Origin of the sequence: Paenibacillus sp. Pae15 (assembly GCF_024519685.1) — a bacterium.
Lineage (GTDB): Bacteria > Bacillota > Bacilli > Paenibacillales > NBRC-103111 > Paenibacillus_G > Paenibacillus_G naphthalenovorans.
In genome coordinates, this window is sequence record NZ_JALJRM010000009.1 from 1 (window position 1) to 15,879 (window position 15,879).

Below are 15,879 nucleotides of genomic sequence, written 5' to 3' on the forward strand. Positions count from 1 at the left end.
GTTGCCTACGTGTTACTCACCCGTCCGCCGCTCCAGGAGGTCTCCCCTAAGGGAGCACCCCCAGCGCTCGACTTGCATGTATTAGGCACGCCGCCAGCGTTCGTCCTGAGCCAGGATCAAACTCTCCAATAAAGGGCGACTTTCACCAGCCGGAGCCGGTCAAAGCGCTTGTTTATCGTACAGAGCTGATTTAGCTCAAATGTGTTATTGCACTAAGCATTCGTTCTTATTTGTTCAGTTTTCAAAGAGCTTTCGTCAATGTTGCAAATTTTGTCAGACAAGAATTAATCTTATCATTTTTCGTCAGGATTTGCAACAGATTTTTATTTCCATCGCCGTTAGGACTCACCATTTGTTTCGGACAAGCTTTTCGGCGACAAGGGATAATGTATCATAAATCCAGGGGTAAATGCAATACCTTTTTTCTACAAATACATTAACTGTTCCACCGATCCATTCCAGCGCCATACCGGGCCTGCCATGAGCCTGATATCCTCCAAGCCACCGCTTTATCCCGTTGACATGCACATAATCCGCCCTGCCTTGAAGAAGCTCGCAACCTAATGAAGTGGGCCGGATACGGACATAGCGTAAACTGTCGGAATCCAGATTGCCGCTATAATCGGGAAGACGCCCTCCTTCCAGCTCAATAACCGGATGCTCAGCGTGAACAAGCTCGTCAAGCTCCGCCCAAAATTGTACGTCGCCCATCCCTAAATCATTGAACTGATTGCTGATTTGGGCAAATAAAGAAACAGGCTGAACTATACCGTTGGCAACCCCTTCAAGAATGGCCTCCTGTACGGCACTCAGTCCGTTCCTCACCGATGGGAACCTGCGCAAATGGCACAGGATAGCCCGATACAAATAAGGAAGAGCGGATATATCCCGCTTCAGCAAGAAAACCAAAGCTTCAGGGTCACTTCCCGCATAAGCCTCCCACGCCTGCCGTGCAAGCCGAAATTGTTCAACCGTACCTCTTTCCAGGAACCATATAAAGAAGCCGTCTGCTTTGTGCTCAACTGACCCAAGCCTTTAAAAGGGTGCACACCCGGAAACGAATCTATGCAGACAAGATTTATGGATACCGCCCCCCCCGTTCTCGTGCGGCCAACCATTGGAGCAAGTAAATAAGCAGGGTCTGATCAAACAGATCGTGCTCGAACCAAAGAACAACCTCGTCATGCTCACGATACCGTTCCAGCACTGTCTCCTGCTCCTCCGTGTACCTTCTAAATAATCCCTCCGGAACCCCTTTTTCAGTAAAATAGCGCTGGCCGCGCTTCACGTGTCGCGGGATCCGTAAAAGCAGCGGAAATGGGCCCCTTATACAGCGCCTCCCGCCAAACGAGAACATCCTCTCCCGGCACAACCTCTCTCAACCGGTCGGCAAAGCAATCCCCATTCACAAGATGCAGCATAACCAATCTAACCTCCTCCCAAAAAATAATACCGCCGGACAAATCTCATCCCGGCGGTCGATTAGATAATAGGCGCGGGCTATGCTTCTCCCAGCAGCCGCTTCAGCTCTTCTTCATCGTCGATAATACGGATACCCAGTTCCTGCGCCTTGGTCAGCTTACTTCCCGCGCTCTCACCGGCAATGACAATATCCGTTTTCTTGGAGACGCTCCCCGTTACCTTCGCGCCCAGCTTCTCCAGCTTTTCGGCCGCCTCGTCACGGCTCATGGAAGACAGCGTTCCCGTGAGCACGACGGTTTTGCCGAAGAACGGGTTATCCTCGTCTACGACAGCGGGAGCTTCCTCACTGACCGGCTTTACGCCGGCTGCAAGCAGCCGTTCGATGCTGCGCCGCATGGCAGGATCCTGGAAAAAACCTACGATGCTATCGGCCACAATCCCTCCGATATCGGGCAAGGTGACAAGCTCTTCGGGAGTAGCCTGCATGAGCTTCTCAAGACTGCGGTAATGATCCGCCAATTCCTTGGTCGTTGTTTTCCCCGTGTTTGGAATGCCAAGGCCGTATAAAAAGGATGCCAGATCCGGCTGTTTGCTTTTCTCGATGGCAGCAATCAAATTCTCCGCCTTCTTCTGACCGAACCGTTCCAGCCCGATCAAATCCTCGAACGTCAAATAGTAAAGATCGGAAGGGTCCCGAACCCCTAATGTGTCATAGAGCTGCTCCGCCGTTTTCTCGCTGAAGGTTTCAATATCCATCGCGTCGCGGGACGCAAAATGGGTAATGCGGCCCACGAGCTGCGGGCGGCAGTCCAGACGATTCGTACAGAACAAATGCGGCCCCTTCTTCTCAAGCGCATGTCCGCAGGAAGGACAGGTATCGGGAGCAACAATCTCCTCCCCATCGGCCTCATCCGTTACTTTGCCGAGTATTTCGGGAATCACGTCATTGGAACGCCTAATATAAACGAGGCTTCCCAGCCCATATTTTAAATTTTTGCGTTCGATATCCTCTATATTATTGAGCGTACAGTTCTGGACCGTCACGCCTCCGATATCCACCGGCTCGACACGGGCCAGAGGGGTCACTTTGCCGGTTCGGCCTACGTTCCATGTAACGCCAAGCAGGGTGGTAACCGCTTCTTCCGCCTCGAATTTATAGGCAACCGCCCACCGGGGGAATTTATCCGTATAGCCCAGCGCATCGCGAGTACGCATATCGTTAATTTTGACCACAAGCCCGTCAATCAGAAAATCGAACGTATCGCGCATCTCTGCAAGCTTCTCGAGCTCGTCTGCCACCGCATCGATGCTGTCCAGGAATTTCACCATCGGACTGACCTTAAATCGATTATCGCGCAAAAAGGCAACCATCTCTTGATGATCCCGGAACTTCAACGCATCGGAATAGCCTACATTGTAAAAATAAGCATTCAGCTTGCGCTCAGCCGTCACCTTCGGATTCAGGTTGCGAAGCGCTCCAGCCGCGGCATTGCGTGCGTTCTTGAGCGGCTCTGCAGCCGTCCGGTTATAGGCGTCAAGTACGGACAGGTTCATGATCCCCTCCCCCTGTACCTCTATCACGCCCTCTTTATACGGAATTTGCAGCGGAATGGACTTGATCGTCTTTACCTGAGGCAAAATGCCTTCACCCACCACTCCGTTGCCGCGGGTAGCCGCTTGAACAAGCTCGCCGCGGTCATATGTCAGGTTCAGGGTCAGGCCGTCAAATTTCAGCTCCACGACGAAAGATAAAGGCGGAAGCAGGTTCTCCGGATTCTGTGCATTGTATTGATCCACCAGTTTTTGAGCCCGTTGGTACCATGCCATCAAATCGTCGCGATTCTGTGCTTTGTCGAGGCTCCAAAGTCTGGAGAGGTGGCGGTGAGGCTCAAAGCCTTTGAGCAGCTCTCCCCCCACCCGCTGTGTCGGCGAATGCGGCAGTACCGTCCCGGTTTCCGCCTCCAGCTCGACCAGCTTCGCATAAAGCGCATCATACTCGGCATCGCTGATGGAAGGCTGGTCCAATGTATAGTACAGATAGTTATGCTTATTGATTTCTTCTATGAGGGTTTGCATGGTTTCCATAGCATCCGGCATGGTCAGTTCGTCCTCTCCTGGCTCTATTCATTTGCTTTGGTAATCGGGGCGAATTTGGCCAGCAGCCGCTTGACCCCGATGGGAGCCGGGAAAGCGATCTGCAGCTCGGTGTCTTCGCCCGAGCCTTTGATCGCAACGACAACGCCCGTGCCCCATTTGCCGTGCGAAACTTTGTCGCCCATGGCAAAGTCCACCGCCTTCGGCGTGGCTCCCCCCGGGGCAGGCGCACCGGCGCCGCGGAAGCTCACGGGCGCCCGGCCCGCAGCCGGCGTGCCGCCGAAGGCTCCGGCGCTGCCGAAGCGGCGTTCGCCGCCGCCCCACGCCGTTCCGGTGCCGCCGCGGCTGAACCCGCCTCCGGCGCGTACAGCCTCCACGAGCTCCTGCGGGATCTCGTTTATGAAACGCGACGGAGCGTTCGCCGACGTCCGTCCGAACAGCGTGCGCATCCGTGCACACGTCAGGTACAGCTCCTCTTCGGCACGCGTGATGCCGACATAAGCAAGCCGCCGCTCCTCCTCAAGCTCCTCATTATCCATCAGCGCACGGCTGTGCGGGAATACGCCCTCCTCCAGGCCGATAATGAACACGACCGGAAACTCCAATCCCTTAGCGCTGTGCATCGTCATCAACACGACGCCCTGCTTGCCCGCTTCGGGGTCGTTATTCATCGAATCGATATCGGCGATCAGCGCGAGGTCCGTGAGAAACGAAACGAGCGATTTATCTTCGTTGCGTTTCTCAAATTCCATCGTGACCGACAGAAACTCGTCGATGTTCTCCAACCGGGCTTGCGATTCAAGCGTGTTTTCCCGCTTCAGCTCGTCACGGTAATGCGTCATCTCAAGCATCTTCTCGGTCAGCTCCGTCACGGACAAATAATCGACCATCCGATACAGGTTTTCGATCATTTCGCGAAAATCCGAGAGCGCATGGCGCGCTTTGGCGCCAATTTCCATACTGTCAACGTTTTCCAGCATGGCAAACATCGATACGCCGAATTGACCGGCCGCCGCAGCCAGCTTGTCTACCGTCGCATCTCCGATCCCCCGCTTAGGCACGTTAACCACGCGGGCAAAGCTGATATCGTCATCCGGATTGGAAATCAGCCGCAAATAGGCCAAAATATCTTTAATCTCTTTGCGGTCATAGAACTTGATTCCGCCTACAATCTGATAAGGAATATCCGACTTGATCAAAATTTCTTCGATGACCCGGGACTGCGCGTTGGTACGGTACAGAATGGCATGATCGCTGTACTTACGGCCCTGCTCAACCTGTTTGCGAATTTCGCTTGTAATATAGTAGCCTTCCTCATGCTCGGAATCGGCCTGGTACAGCCGGATTTTATTTCCTCCGCTTTTGTCGGTCCACAGATTCTTCGGCTTCCGTCCGAGGTTATTGGCAATGACTTTATTCGCCGCATTCAGAATCGTAGAGGTCGAACGGTAATTTTGCTCAAGCAGAATGGTCGTCGCATTCGGATAATCCTTCTCGAAATCGAGAATATTGCTGATGTCCGCTCCGCGCCAGCGATAAATCGACTGGTCGCTGTCGCCCACGACGCAGATGCGTTGATGCTTGCTCGCGAGCAAACGGCACAGTATATACTGCGCACGGTTCGTATCCTGGTATTCGTCGACGTGAATATACTGGAACTTGTTCTGATAAAAATCAAGCACCTCCGGCATTTGCTGGAACAGCTCGATCGTCTTTATGATCAAGTCGTCGAAATCAAGCGAATTGTTGCTTTTGAGCTTTTTCTGGTAGAGCGTATAGACCTTGGCAACGATTCCGTCAAAATAATCGCCGATCCTCTGCTCGAATTTCTCCGGCGTAATCAGCTCGTTCTTGGCGTTGCCGATAACCGCTTGCACGGCCTTCGGCTCGAATTTTTTGGAATCGATGTTCAGCTCCTTCATGCAGTTCTTGATCACGGAAAGCTGATCTCCCGAGTCGAGAATGGTGAAATTCGAAGTGAACCCGATTCTTGAAATATCCTTGCGCAAAATACGGACGCACATCGAGTGGAAGGTCGATACCCAAATATCCTGCCCCTGCGGCCCGACCAGCGCGCTGACGCGTTCCTGCATTTCCCTTGCGGCCTTATTCGTAAACGTGATGGCCAGGATGCTCCAAGGCGCCGCCTTGCACGTCGCGATCAAATAAGCGATCCGGTGCGTCAATACGCGGGTTTTGCCGCTTCCCGCACCGGCCATGATCAGCAGAGGCCCGTCTACCGTCTCGACGGCTTGGCGCTGCTGCGGATTCAGTTTTTCAATCGCTTTAAAAATATCTGTCGTTTCATTTATCATTTGTTTTTATTCCCTTTCTACAGCTTTTCCATAACGCACGGCGTCGACCGTGGCCAAAGCAAGCTCCAAATTCTCATACACGGCATTGCCAACGACAATCGTGTGTGCCGCTTCAGCCGCTTGCCGCGCTTTCTCGGGCCCATCAATGCCGCCGCCGTAAAACAGCCGTGCCTGGCTCAGCAGACTGCGTACTCTTCTGACCAGCGCCATGTCGCCGAACGTGCCGCTGTACTCCAAATATACGATCGGACAGCGGAACAGCCGATCAGCCATACGCCCGTACGCTTCAACGTCTTTGACGCTTAGACGGGTGTCGGCTTCCGTCAGTTTGGCCGCGGTGGCGTCTCCGTTCAATATGATATAGCCTTCGGTCACGATCTGATCCCAATCGATAATAGCACCGTATTCCTTCAGCGCCTGATGGTGCCGGCCGACGATCCACTGGGTATCACCCGCGTTGAGCACAACAGGAATCATAAACAGGTCAAATCCAGGGACAATCGCCTCCTGATCGGATATCTCCAGCACGCAGGGCACCTCGTAGCGCCGGATACGCGCCAGCAGATCGACCGTGTTGTCGAACGTAACGCCCGTCGAACCGCCAACCATCACGGCGTCCGTTCCGGACAGGCATACGCGCTCTAGGGCATCGTCCGATATGTCCCGGTCCGGGTCCAGTTTAAAAATATGCTTCCATTGTTCCATTCGCAAATGCAAGGGGATGCCTCCTGTTCGTGTGAAAAGGGCCGAAACGCACCCCGGTCAAAGGGGTACGATATCCACTATCAGCTTGTCTAGAATAAAGTCTATGCTACCCCGGAGGAAGTGTCAAATGCCGGACTTATAAAGGAAATATCCTCTATTATATCATATTCGCCGAACGAAAAGAGAATGTATGTTCTCATAAAAACAAAAAAAACAGAGCACCTCCAAGGATGCTCTGTGTCTCAGTGTATGAAGCGTTACGGGTCTATGAGCGCGTCTGAAAATCTGTCACGATCAAACGGTCGCCCTGCACGCGGTAAGCCGACTCATGCTGCATAACCGACTCGCCGTAATCAAATCTCGTTCTTCCCGTCAAGGAAATCTTATACTGGCCCGGGGCCGGCTGCGATTTGTTCAGTTCATACTTGCTCCATTCGCTTCGCAAGCCCAGCATCGCTTTGGTGCTGTTCGCCTGATAGGTGCCTATCGTGTAGTCATGCCGGTAAAAATAATCGATCATCCGCTGCGCCATCTCGGGAGTATACACCTGCTCCAAATGCGTCCGCATCTCCTGCATCGCATACCTATCCATTTCACCCGTCGGCGGGGAAGAAAGTACTTTATGCGTCCAATCGTCCACCTGACGGATCCACGCGATGACCTGTTCGTCGGATTGGTTCATGATTTCCTTGTTCATCGGCGGCGGCGTGATCCGGCTGAATGTCTGGAGCAGCTGTTCCCGGCCTACGGTTTTTTGCAGCGTCTTTATATTGGTAGAGTTGCGATCCCCTTGTGTCTGGCATCCGGCAAGCAGCCCGGTAATCAGAACCAATGTCAACCATAGTCTCATCGGACGAAGCCCCTCCTGCTGTGGCGTTTTTCTCGTATTATGGTTCAAAAACGAAAAAATATACCGCATTGGACGCCCAAGGAACTTCTTGAACGTCGGACTGAGTCCATTGCGACGATCCATACCGGACTTCTTTAAATAAAAAAACTCTGCTCCCCTTCATTTATAAATAAAGGTTCGCAGAGTCTTGTTCGGGTTATATCATACTTGCTGTTAAGAGAACTGTCGCCCCGATGGAGACGATGGCGTGTTGGTATGGTTTGTGGTCAATACCGACGTCTGAATGCCTGTGGAGGCATCCGAAGCGGAAGAGTGAACCCCAAAACTGTAACCTCCGCCGGAACGCGCCGCCGGAGAAGTTATTCCGGATACAGAATGGCTTTGATCCTGCCGTTCTCTGGAGTCGTTTGCTTCCTGTAATCCGCTGCTGAATTTATTGCTCGTATAGTCCTGTACCGATTTGGCTGTAAAGTTATCCTGGCTGTCCGTACCGGACACCGAGGACTTTGAGCCATAATGACTTTCCTGCGACTCGGCGGCAGAGGAGCCGAAGCTGTGGCCCGGGTGAACGCCTTGGCCGAAACCGGACGCTGGCGTCGAACCGAAACTTTGGTGCGGATAGGCTCCAAAGCTGCCGCCCGTGGTATAAGAGGAAGCTCCCGAAGAAGCGACGCCTTGGTTCCCGTAACCTGCCGCACCTGCTGTATGCCCTGATTGGAACGGCTGCTGGATTGCGGCCTGCTGGATCGGCTGCTGATAGGCGCTTCCGCTTTGAATCGCCTGCTGGACAACCGAATGCAGCTGCTCCGCTTTGCGGATGTGCTGCTGCAGCTCCTGCTGCACTTCCTGCTGGGTAGCCATGGAAATTGAGCCGTAGCCGTTGATTTGACTCAGGACATCAAACAATTCCGCTTGGTCCTGCAGCGTTTTTTGCGTTAGGCCCGCGAATGTTTGACGGATCACTGGATGCGTCGCTTCAAGCGCAGCTGTGGTGTATTCACGAGCGGCGCGCTTCAGCTCCGATAGTACGAGATTGGCCGTATCCTGCTCATTCAAATGAAAATGATGGGCTTGTGCTTCGGCTTGCCGGGGGTTAATCGGGTTTTGTTGGTACATTATTGTACGCGCCTCCTATGTAGTTTTTAGTGGCTCATCTGCGTATGCTGCTGCAGCGTCCGGAGCAAATGATCCGTATTTTGAAGACGATCCTGAGCAATTTGCGCCAGCTTTTGTTTGAGCTGGGGGGTTTGGCTTTCCGCCACCCCCTGCGCGGCAATTTTGGCAAGCAGTTCTTCATTTTTCAAACAATCCGAAATGTAAGCCAGCTCTTTGGAACTGACCGTATTCATGTTCTGCTGCTGTTGCTGTTGCTGTCCTGTATACATGGCAGAATCCTCCTTTCATTATCGACAAAAGGTAGGTTGTCCGCACCGGTGGGAAAATATGTATGGCCATATCTCAAGTTTGATTTGCGTTTCAACGCAGAAAGACGAGCGGCTCATTTGCCGCTCGGTTCTGCTATCAGCGGATCATCCGCATTGGCCTACCGAATTATTTCTTTTCCATACGGAAAAACTATTGAAAATTGCCTAATGTTAATGTATATTAATCCAATGGTATAACTAGGTTATTATAGTAGCTTTTTGGAAAGGAGGGATTGACGCTGATCGAGCTGCACCAAGTGAGCAAGACATACCGGACTCACGGGGCTGTGACCGAGGCGCTGTTTAATGTCGGACTGAAGGTAGACAAAGGCGATATTTTCGGCGTAATCGGCCACTCCGGCGCCGGGAAGAGCACGCTGCTGCGCTGCGTCAATCTGCTCGAACGTCCGACGTCGGGTCGAGTCATTGTGAATGGAAAAGAACTGACAGCGCTGCGGGAGAAAGAGCTGCAGCAGGAGCGGCGGCGGATCGGCATGATTTTCCAACATTTTAATTTGTTGACGACTGCTACGGTCACGGAGAACATCGCATTCCCGCTGAAGCTAGCCAAGTGGTCTTCCTCCCGTATACGGGCGCGGGTAGACGAACTGCTGGAGCTGGTAGGACTAAGAGACCATGCGGGCAAATATCCGGCCCAACTGTCGGGTGGGCAGAAGCAGCGGATCGGCATCGCCCGGGCGCTCGCGACGAACCCCGACGTGCTGCTGTGCGACGAGGCGACGTCCGCGCTCGATCCGCAGACGACCCAATCGATTCTGCAGTTGCTGCTGGATATTAACGCCAAGCTGGGCATCACGATACTACTCATTACACACGAGATGCACGTCATTCGTTCGATCTGCAACCGCGTAGCGGTGATGGACGGCGGCCGCATTGTCGAGGAGGGCGACGTGCTTGACGTATTTCTCAAGCCGAAGCATGCCATTACCCGCGAATTCGTCGGGCAGGTGTCGGAGTGGCCGGACGATCAATTCGCTTACGCGCATCGGGGAGGACGGCTCTTGCGCATTCATTTTGTCGGTGAATCGACCTACGAACCGGTGCTGTATGAGGTGGTCCGCGAAACGGCCGCAACATTCGCCATTTTGCAGGGAACGGTGTCGCGGATGAAAAACACTCCCTACGGGCAGCTGCTCATCGAGCTTCGCGGAGAAACGGCCGATATGGACCGTATCGTTGATCGGCTGCGGGATCGCGGCGTCGATGTGGAGGTGGTGTCGTAATGTTCAGCAATATTCGTTGGAACGAAGTATGGAAAGCGTCCCAAGATACGCTGATCATGCTCGGCTTTTCGCTAGTATTCACCGTGCTGCTCGGGCTGGTTCTGGGCGTACTGCTGTTCGTGACGGGACGGGGCCAGATCCTGGAGAACGGCGTCGTTCACCGGACGCTGTCTGTCATCGTCAACATTACCCGTTCGGTGCCGTTCGTTATTTTGATGATATCCATTTTTCCGTTGACCAAATGGATTGTCGGCACTTCCATCGGCGTCAAAGGGTCGATACCGCCGCTAGTCATCGCCGCTGCGCCGTTCTTCGCTCGGCTTGTGGAGGCCGCGCTGCGCGAAGTGGATCGCGGCGTCATTGAAGCGGCGCAGGCAATGGGTGCTTCGAAGTGGACGATCGTATGGCGGGTGCTGCTTCGGGAAGCACGTACAGGCATTATCGCGGCGGTTACGGTGACGGCCGTCACGCTCGTCTCCTATACGGCGATGTCCGGCGTCGTAGGCGGAGGCGGGCTGGGCGATCTGGCGATCCGCTACGGGTACCAGCGTTTTCAGCCCGATGTCATGATTGTGACCGTTGTGCTGCTTGTTGTGCTCGTCCAACTGCTGCAATCGGTCGGCGACCTGCTCGTACGGAAGTATATCCGCCGTTAAGAGGATGTTGTACCCGCACGAGTCTCGCATAAAAACTGGTTTAGGAAGGAAAGGGGAGTTATCGAAAATGAAAAATGTTTGGTTATCGTTGGTCGCGCTTGTGCTGATGGCGGCATTGGTCGCTTGCGGCACTAAGCAGAACACGCCTGGTCAGGCAAGCGGCGGAGAGAGCAGCCCTCCCTCCGAAACGCAGCAGGAAGTAACGCTGAAGGTCGGAGCTACGCCCGTGCCGCACGCGGAAATATTGAATGCGGTAAAGGACGCGCTGGCCAAAGAGGGCGTCAAGCTGGAAATCCTCGAGTTTAACGACTATGTTCAGCCGAACGTCCAGGTATACGAGAAGCAGCTGGATGCGAACTTTTTCCAGCACACGGCCTATCTTGAGCAGTTCAACAAGGAACGTTCCTATGATCTGGTGAAAGTGACGGGGGTTCACATCGAACCGATCGGCGTCTACTCCAAGAAGGTGAAAAGCTTGGATGAGCTGAAGGAAGGGGCCAAGATCGCAATTCCGAACGACCCGACCAATGGAGGCCGCACGCTCAGCCTGCTTGCCAAACACGGGTTGATCAAGCTGAAGGAAGGCGTGGACGTCGACGCGACAGTCGGAGATATCGAGCAGAACAACAAAAAGCTGGAGTTCGTCGAGCTGGAGGCGGCCACGCTGCCGCGCGCGCTTGACGAGGTGGATGCCGCGGCCATTAATACGAACTATGCACTGACGGTCGGACTGGTACCGAACGAAGATGCGCTGATCATTGAAGATAAAGATTCGCCTTATGCGGATAGGCTGGTCAACATTCTGGCCGCACGTCCGGACAACAAGGACAGCGATGCGATCCAGAAGCTGGCCAAAGCGCTTAATTCGCCGGAAGTCAAGAAGTTTGTGGAAGAGAAGTACAAAGGCGCAGTCGTACCTACGTTCTAATTAAAACGAAGCAAAAAGGCCGTTTCGGCGTCGCGATGACACCAAAGCGGCCTTCTTGCATATCTTTAACCCCGAAAGCTTAAAAAAGATTTCATCCATTCCTGATATAATGCGAACACCATTCCTGAAATACCAAACATTACAAGTAATTTGACGGTACAGGAACGGCTCCTTTCTCACCTTTTAAAAGCCGGTATTCTCGGGGAGAAATGCCCTCGGTTTTCTTGAACATTTTCGAAAAAGTGAACACATCCGGACACCCGATCGTTTGCGCGATAATAGATAAATTATGATCGGTCTGCTCCAACAGCCGCTTGGCTTCTTTAATCTTCAACAGCTGCAAGTATTTTGCCGGGGGAACACCGAATTCCTGATGAAACCTCCGGGAGAAGTGAGCCCGGGTGACGTGAACATAATCGGCAACCTGCTCCACGCTCAAGTGGTCCGAATAATGCCTTTCCATGTATTCCTTGCCCTGCTGCAGCCAATAATCCGGACAGACAAGTTGACGAGAAGTATCCGACGTACGGCGGGAGATCACTTCGAAAATTCGGTAACATGTGATCAACCGGGATAAGTCACTATCGCTCTGGTCTGCATCATTGGCAAGTTCAAACAAGCTTCGGATGTGATTCAGCACACCGTCATGCAAGACATTCGCCGCATAGGGCGAGCAGGACTTAATTCCTATTCGTTCCAGCAGCCGCAGCGACTGGGGGCCTTCGAAGGCGATCCACACCTTCCGCAGAGGCTCGTCCTTGCCGGTACGGTATTCGTAAACGACTTGCGGAAACAGGCAGAACATGTCGGACTTATGAAGCACATACTTTTTCTGCTTGTAAATCAATTCCCCCTGTCCCTCCAGGACAAATATCATATAGAAATAAGGAACCATTTTCGGCCCGATTCGGTGATTTATCTCCAATTCATCCACTCCGATGCTCACCGGCCATACGGCGCTGGATTTTTCCAATTCCGTTACATTGAAATAGTGATTCTTACAAACATCAAATGGTTCCGTCTTGTTCAACAACGCTCCTCCCTTCCCTTATAAGACCCTCCCCCGTTCATGCTGCAAATAAGAACGTCCGGCCTCATGGTATTATCACATTTTGACATGTAAAGATCGGTAATGAGTACTTGCTTATGCAGTGATTTTATTTTGTTGTATTCTACAGTAAGCAGGTCGGAATTTCAATATTGAATTAAACTCTTCCATCCTGAGGTCGCTGCTCCTATGAAGAACTGTTCAAATACAATGATCACATCATGACATGGACTATCTAAAATCAAACTTGATAGAATTAAAGCCAAGTATTTTGATTGATTTAATATAATTGATGAAGACAGAGACTGGATTACAAAAAGGAGGGAGCATCGGTTTGCCAACACTGGAACAGTGGTTTGCCACAACAAAAGCACAAGCGGATAAACTTGAAACCATAGGTGCCATTGCCGATCGTCACATCGGTGGAGCGCAAAAAGCGGATGAAACCAACGAACTAAATCTTGAATTGATTCAGGAGCTGAAGAAAGCGGGTTATCATACGTATGCGGTTCCGAAGGAGTTTGGGGGAGAAGGCGCCTCGCTTTACGACATCCTGCTTTGCCAGGAACGGCTTGCCCAGGCGGATGCGTCCACCGCTTTGGCCATAGGCTGGCACCATATCACTTTATTTCATTTGACTCACAATCGGCTGTGGGAAAGCGAGACTTTCGAAAGATTATGCCGGGCCGTAGTCGAGCAGGGAGCGCTTATTAATCGCGCAGATTCCGAAGCTGCAACAGGCAGCCCCTCTCGGGGCGGCAAGCCGCAAACCAATGCGGAATGGACCGGCAGCGGGTTTGTGCTGAACGGAAGAAAGGCGTTTACTTCTCTCTCGACGGCACTCGGCTATGTGATTGTTTCGGCCCGGGATGATCTGGCCGGGGGAATATCCGATTTTCTGATCCCGATCGATACGGAAGGTTTGCGTATTGACCCCACCTGGAATATGGTCGGCATGCGGGGAACCGCCAGCCATGACCTGGTGCTTGACCGGGTCAAACTTCCCGAAAGCGCGCGAGTATATACCAAAACACCCGGTGAATCCAATGGAAGACTCAACTTCGCGATGCTCAATATTCCCGCCTGTTATTTGGGCATTGCTATAGCAGCGAGCAAGGAAGCCATTACCTTCGCCTCCCGCTATCAGCCGAACAGTCTGGACAACCCGATTATCCAACTCCCGCATATCCGGCAAAAAATCGGTCAAATGGAGCTGGAGTTAACAGCGGCCAGACATTTTCTATACGGCGTAGCGGGGCGATGGAGTCAGGAAGCGGAGCTTCGTGCCGAGGAGCACCGTTTTGTATCTCCCGATATCGCTGCGGTTAAACAGTTCGCCATCCAGAGCGCACTATCTATTGTAGATAAAGCGATGCGTGTTGTCGGTATACACGGCCTGTCGCAGACCCATCTTTTGCAGCGCTTGTACCGGGATGTCCGGTTCGGTCTGCATAATCCGCCAATGGAGGATTATACGCTGGAGATGCTTGCCCATCGAGCCATTGATGAAGCGGCAGGAAAATCCAACCAAATATAAGACAAAAGGAGATTTCCACGATGAAAAACAAGAAGAAAAAGAGCCTGCTCACTGCCGTACTGTTTGCCCCCTTAATTGCATCTATTGCGTTAGGAGGCTGCGCAAGCCAAGCTGTGGAAACCCAAACTGGAACCAATGCAGAAGTGAATGCGAAGATCGGTACGGCGGAAGCAAAAAAAATCAAGGTCGCTTTTGCGCAAACCGGAAAACCGATCACCTATGTGGATGAGAACGGCAAGGCCACAGGCTATGATGTAGAGGTGTTGAAGCTTGTCGATGAATTGCTGCCGCAATACGAATTTGAGTTCGTCCCTACGACAGACGACGATTTGTTAATCGGGGTGGAAAGCGGTAAGTATGATGTAGGTCTGAAGAATGCCTTCTATACCGAGGCAAGAGCTGCAAAGTATATTTATCCGAAAGAGTATCTGGGAGCCAGTGCTTCGGGCCTGCTGATCCGCAAAGAGGATGAGGGCACCATTCACGATTTGTCGGATATCGCAAAACTCGACAAAAAACTTCTTCCTATCGCGCCCCAGGATGCCCAATACTCTCTTGTCCAAACCTATAACAATGAACATCCGGAGGATCCGATCCCGATTGAAGCATCCGAGTCCTTTACCGTGCAGGATGGCATATTGCTGATAGCCGAAGGAAAATACGACGCGTGGCTGGTGATCAAATCCAATTATGATATCAATGTGGTTGCCAAAGACGGCGCCTACCACAACTTGGCGGATGAGCTCGCATGGAGCACTTTTGCCGCTACCAAAACATGGCCTTTGTTCAATAAAAAGCAGCAGGCTTTGGCCGATGCCTATGATGGAGCCATCAAGCAATTGAAAGAACAAGGTAAAACAAAAGAATTGCTGGTTCAATTTTTGGGAGAGGATACAGCAAGCTACCTGAAATGATGAACCGGGCGGGAAGGTGTACATGTGAAGGAGTTTGACGCAAGTTTTATTTTTCGGTACTGGCCTCAAATATTACCGTATTTGGGGGCTACATTTTCGGTCGTTATCGCTTCGGTAATATTCGGTCTCATATTCGGATTTTTGCTTGCCGCCGCCAAATTGGGGAAAAACAAGCCCGCAAGAGCGTTGGCCTACGGCTATACGACAATTCTGAGGTGTACACCTTCTGTTGTATTGTTATTTGTTGTCTACTATGGGTTACCTGAACTGCTGATGGAATGGTTTGGTGTCGATATCAACGATATTCATAAAGGCATCTTTGTCATTGTAACTCTTTCTCTCCTGTTTGCGGCAACCATGTCGGAGGTCATGCGATCGGCCTACGAGTCGATTGATAAAGGCCAATACGAGGCGGCGGTTTGTGTAGGATTGACGCCTGTGCAAGCCTTCAGAAGGATTGTTCTTCCCCAATGTTTCTATGTGGCGCTTCCCAATTTCGGCAACTCAGTCATTGCCCTCACCAAAGAAGGAGCGCTGGCTTTTACCATCGGCTTCATCGATATTACCGGGAAAGCGAATCTGATCGTATCGTTGAATATGGGTGCGCATTCACGTGAAATTTATCTTGGCCTTGCCATTATGTATTGGTTGATTTCATTTACTCTGGAAAGTATTCTCAAAAAAATGGAAAAATGGGTTGGAAAAGGCCGGAGAGCGGTCAATTCTTACTAATCTCCGGGTG

General features: G+C 52.1%; 16 protein-coding genes and 1 rRNA gene. 6 read left to right on the forward strand and 11 right to left on the reverse strand.

Annotated elements, in window-relative coordinates; genetic code table 11:
* The 10 genes from NR121_RS09520 to NR121_RS09565 all read right to left on the reverse strand — a co-directional run.
* Positions 1-132: ribosomal RNA gene (locus NR121_RS09520) — 16S ribosomal RNA — on the reverse strand; the annotation flags it as partial.
* A 213-nt stretch (positions 133-345) separates the two neighbouring features.
* Positions 346-825: a hypothetical protein gene (locus NR121_RS09525; protein ID WP_256831124.1), complete on the reverse strand. Its 480-nt coding sequence runs from the start codon at positions 823-825 to the stop codon at positions 346-348.
* 253 nt (positions 826-1,078) lie between these two features.
* On the reverse strand, positions 1,079-1,207 hold the full coding sequence (locus NR121_RS09530; RefSeq protein WP_256831125.1) for a hypothetical protein: 129 nt from the start codon (positions 1,205-1,207) through the stop codon (positions 1,079-1,081).
* A gap of 52 nt (positions 1,208-1,259) precedes the next feature.
* On the reverse strand, positions 1,260-1,421 hold the full coding sequence (locus NR121_RS09535; protein WP_254777590.1) for a hypothetical protein: 162 nt from the start codon (positions 1,419-1,421) through the stop codon (positions 1,260-1,262).
* A 79-nt stretch (positions 1,422-1,500) separates the two neighbouring features.
* Positions 1,501-3,519 (reverse strand): NAD-dependent DNA ligase LigA, encoded by a 2,019-nt coding sequence (ligA, locus tag NR121_RS09540; protein ID WP_256831126.1) that lies wholly within the window; start codon positions 3,517-3,519, stop codon positions 1,501-1,503.
* Between the two features lie 23 nt (positions 3,520-3,542).
* On the reverse strand, positions 3,543-5,831 hold the full coding sequence (gene pcrA / locus NR121_RS09545) for a DNA helicase PcrA (protein ID WP_256831127.1): 2,289 nt from the start codon (positions 5,829-5,831) through the stop codon (positions 3,543-3,545).
* Positions 5,832-5,837: 6 nt separating this feature from the next.
* The gene (pcrB, locus tag NR121_RS09550) at positions 5,838-6,536 is read right to left on the reverse strand and encodes a heptaprenylglyceryl phosphate synthase (RefSeq protein WP_054819896.1); all 699 of its coding nucleotides are present in this window, start codon (positions 6,534-6,536) and stop codon (positions 5,838-5,840) included.
* A gap of 265 nt (positions 6,537-6,801) precedes the next feature.
* Positions 6,802-7,386 carry a hypothetical protein gene (locus NR121_RS09555; protein ID WP_256831129.1) on the reverse strand — a complete coding sequence of 195 codons (585 nt, stop codon included), beginning with the start codon at positions 7,384-7,386 and terminating at the stop codon, positions 6,802-6,804.
* A 213-nt stretch (positions 7,387-7,599) separates the two neighbouring features.
* Entirely contained in the window at positions 7,600-8,502 is a 903-nt protein-coding gene (locus NR121_RS09560; protein ID WP_256831130.1) for a spore coat protein, read from the reverse strand.
* Between the two features lie 26 nt (positions 8,503-8,528).
* Entirely contained in the window at positions 8,529-8,771 is a 243-nt protein-coding gene (locus NR121_RS09565; RefSeq protein ID WP_054819894.1) for a hypothetical protein, read from the reverse strand.
* 278 nt (positions 8,772-9,049) lie between these two features.
* Here NR121_RS09565 and NR121_RS09570 point away from each other — a divergent pair, with 278 nt between their 5' ends.
* The 3 genes from NR121_RS09570 (at position 9,050) to NR121_RS09580 (ending at position 11,638) form a co-directional block, all read left to right on the forward strand.
* Positions 9,050-10,054 (forward strand): methionine ABC transporter ATP-binding protein, encoded by a 1,005-nt coding sequence (locus NR121_RS09570; RefSeq protein WP_062411080.1) that lies wholly within the window; start codon positions 9,050-9,052, stop codon positions 10,052-10,054.
* Positions 10,054-10,710, forward strand: a complete 657-nt coding sequence (locus NR121_RS09575) for a methionine ABC transporter permease (protein ID WP_054819893.1) — start codon at positions 10,054-10,056, stop codon at positions 10,708-10,710. Before NR121_RS09570 ends, NR121_RS09575 begins: the two co-directional genes overlap by 1 nt.
* A 67-nt stretch (positions 10,711-10,777) precedes the next feature.
* Positions 10,778-11,638 (forward strand): MetQ/NlpA family ABC transporter substrate-binding protein, encoded by an 861-nt coding sequence (locus NR121_RS09580; RefSeq protein ID WP_256831131.1) that lies wholly within the window; start codon positions 10,778-10,780, stop codon positions 11,636-11,638.
* Positions 11,639-11,777: 139 nt separating this feature from the next.
* On the opposite strand, the gene NR121_RS09585 is transcribed toward NR121_RS09580, so the two are convergent.
* Complete coding sequence (locus tag NR121_RS09585) at positions 11,778-12,668, reverse strand: helix-turn-helix domain-containing protein (RefSeq protein ID WP_256831132.1); 891 nt, start codon at positions 12,666-12,668, stop codon at positions 11,778-11,780.
* A 352-nt stretch (positions 12,669-13,020) separates the two neighbouring features.
* On the opposite strand from NR121_RS09585, the gene NR121_RS09590 reads away from it, so the two are divergent.
* The 3 genes from NR121_RS09590 to NR121_RS09600 are packed head-to-tail and all read left to right on the forward strand — an operon-like array spanning position 13,021 to position 15,869.
* Positions 13,021-14,223 (forward strand): acyl-CoA dehydrogenase family protein, encoded by a 1,203-nt coding sequence (locus NR121_RS09590; RefSeq protein ID WP_256831133.1) that lies wholly within the window; start codon positions 13,021-13,023, stop codon positions 14,221-14,223.
* Positions 14,224-14,243: 20 nt separating this feature from the next.
* A complete protein-coding gene (locus NR121_RS09595) occupies positions 14,244-15,137 on the forward strand; it encodes a transporter substrate-binding domain-containing protein (protein WP_054819891.1) in 894 nt (297 codons plus the stop codon).
* Between the two features lie 24 nt (positions 15,138-15,161).
* Positions 15,162-15,869 (forward strand): amino acid ABC transporter permease, encoded by a 708-nt coding sequence (locus NR121_RS09600; RefSeq protein WP_062410095.1) that lies wholly within the window; start codon positions 15,162-15,164, stop codon positions 15,867-15,869.
* The last annotated feature ends 10 nt before the right edge of the window (positions 15,870-15,879 follow it).

Coding starts and splice junctions, on each gene's coding strand:
- NR121_RS09535 (WP_254777590.1), bottom strand. CDS start 1,421: ATGCTGCATCTTGTGAATGGGGATTGCTTTGCCGACCGGTTGAGAGAG.
- ligA (WP_256831126.1), bottom strand. CDS start 3,519: ATGCCGGATGCTATGGAAACCATGCAAACCCTCATAGAAGAAATCAAT.
- pcrA (WP_256831127.1), bottom strand. CDS start 5,831: ATGATAAATGAAACGACAGATATTTTTAAAGCGATTGAAAAACTGAAT.
- pcrB (WP_054819896.1), bottom strand. CDS start 6,536: ATGGAACAATGGAAGCATATTTTTAAACTGGACCCGGACCGGGACATA.
- NR121_RS09555 (WP_256831129.1), bottom strand. CDS start 7,386: ATGAGACTATGGTTGACATTGGTTCTGATTACCGGGCTGCTTGCCGGA.
- NR121_RS09560 (WP_256831130.1), bottom strand. CDS start 8,502: ATGTACCAACAAAACCCGATTAACCCCCGGCAAGCCGAAGCACAAGCC.
- NR121_RS09565 (WP_054819894.1), bottom strand. CDS start 8,771: ATGTATACAGGACAGCAACAGCAACAGCAGCAGAACATGAATACGGTC.
- NR121_RS09575 (WP_054819893.1), top strand. CDS start 10,054: ATGTTCAGCAATATTCGTTGGAACGAAGTATGGAAAGCGTCCCAAGAT.
- NR121_RS09580 (WP_256831131.1), top strand. CDS start 10,778: ATGAAAAATGTTTGGTTATCGTTGGTCGCGCTTGTGCTGATGGCGGCA.
- NR121_RS09595 (WP_054819891.1), top strand. CDS start 14,244: ATGAAAAACAAGAAGAAAAAGAGCCTGCTCACTGCCGTACTGTTTGCC.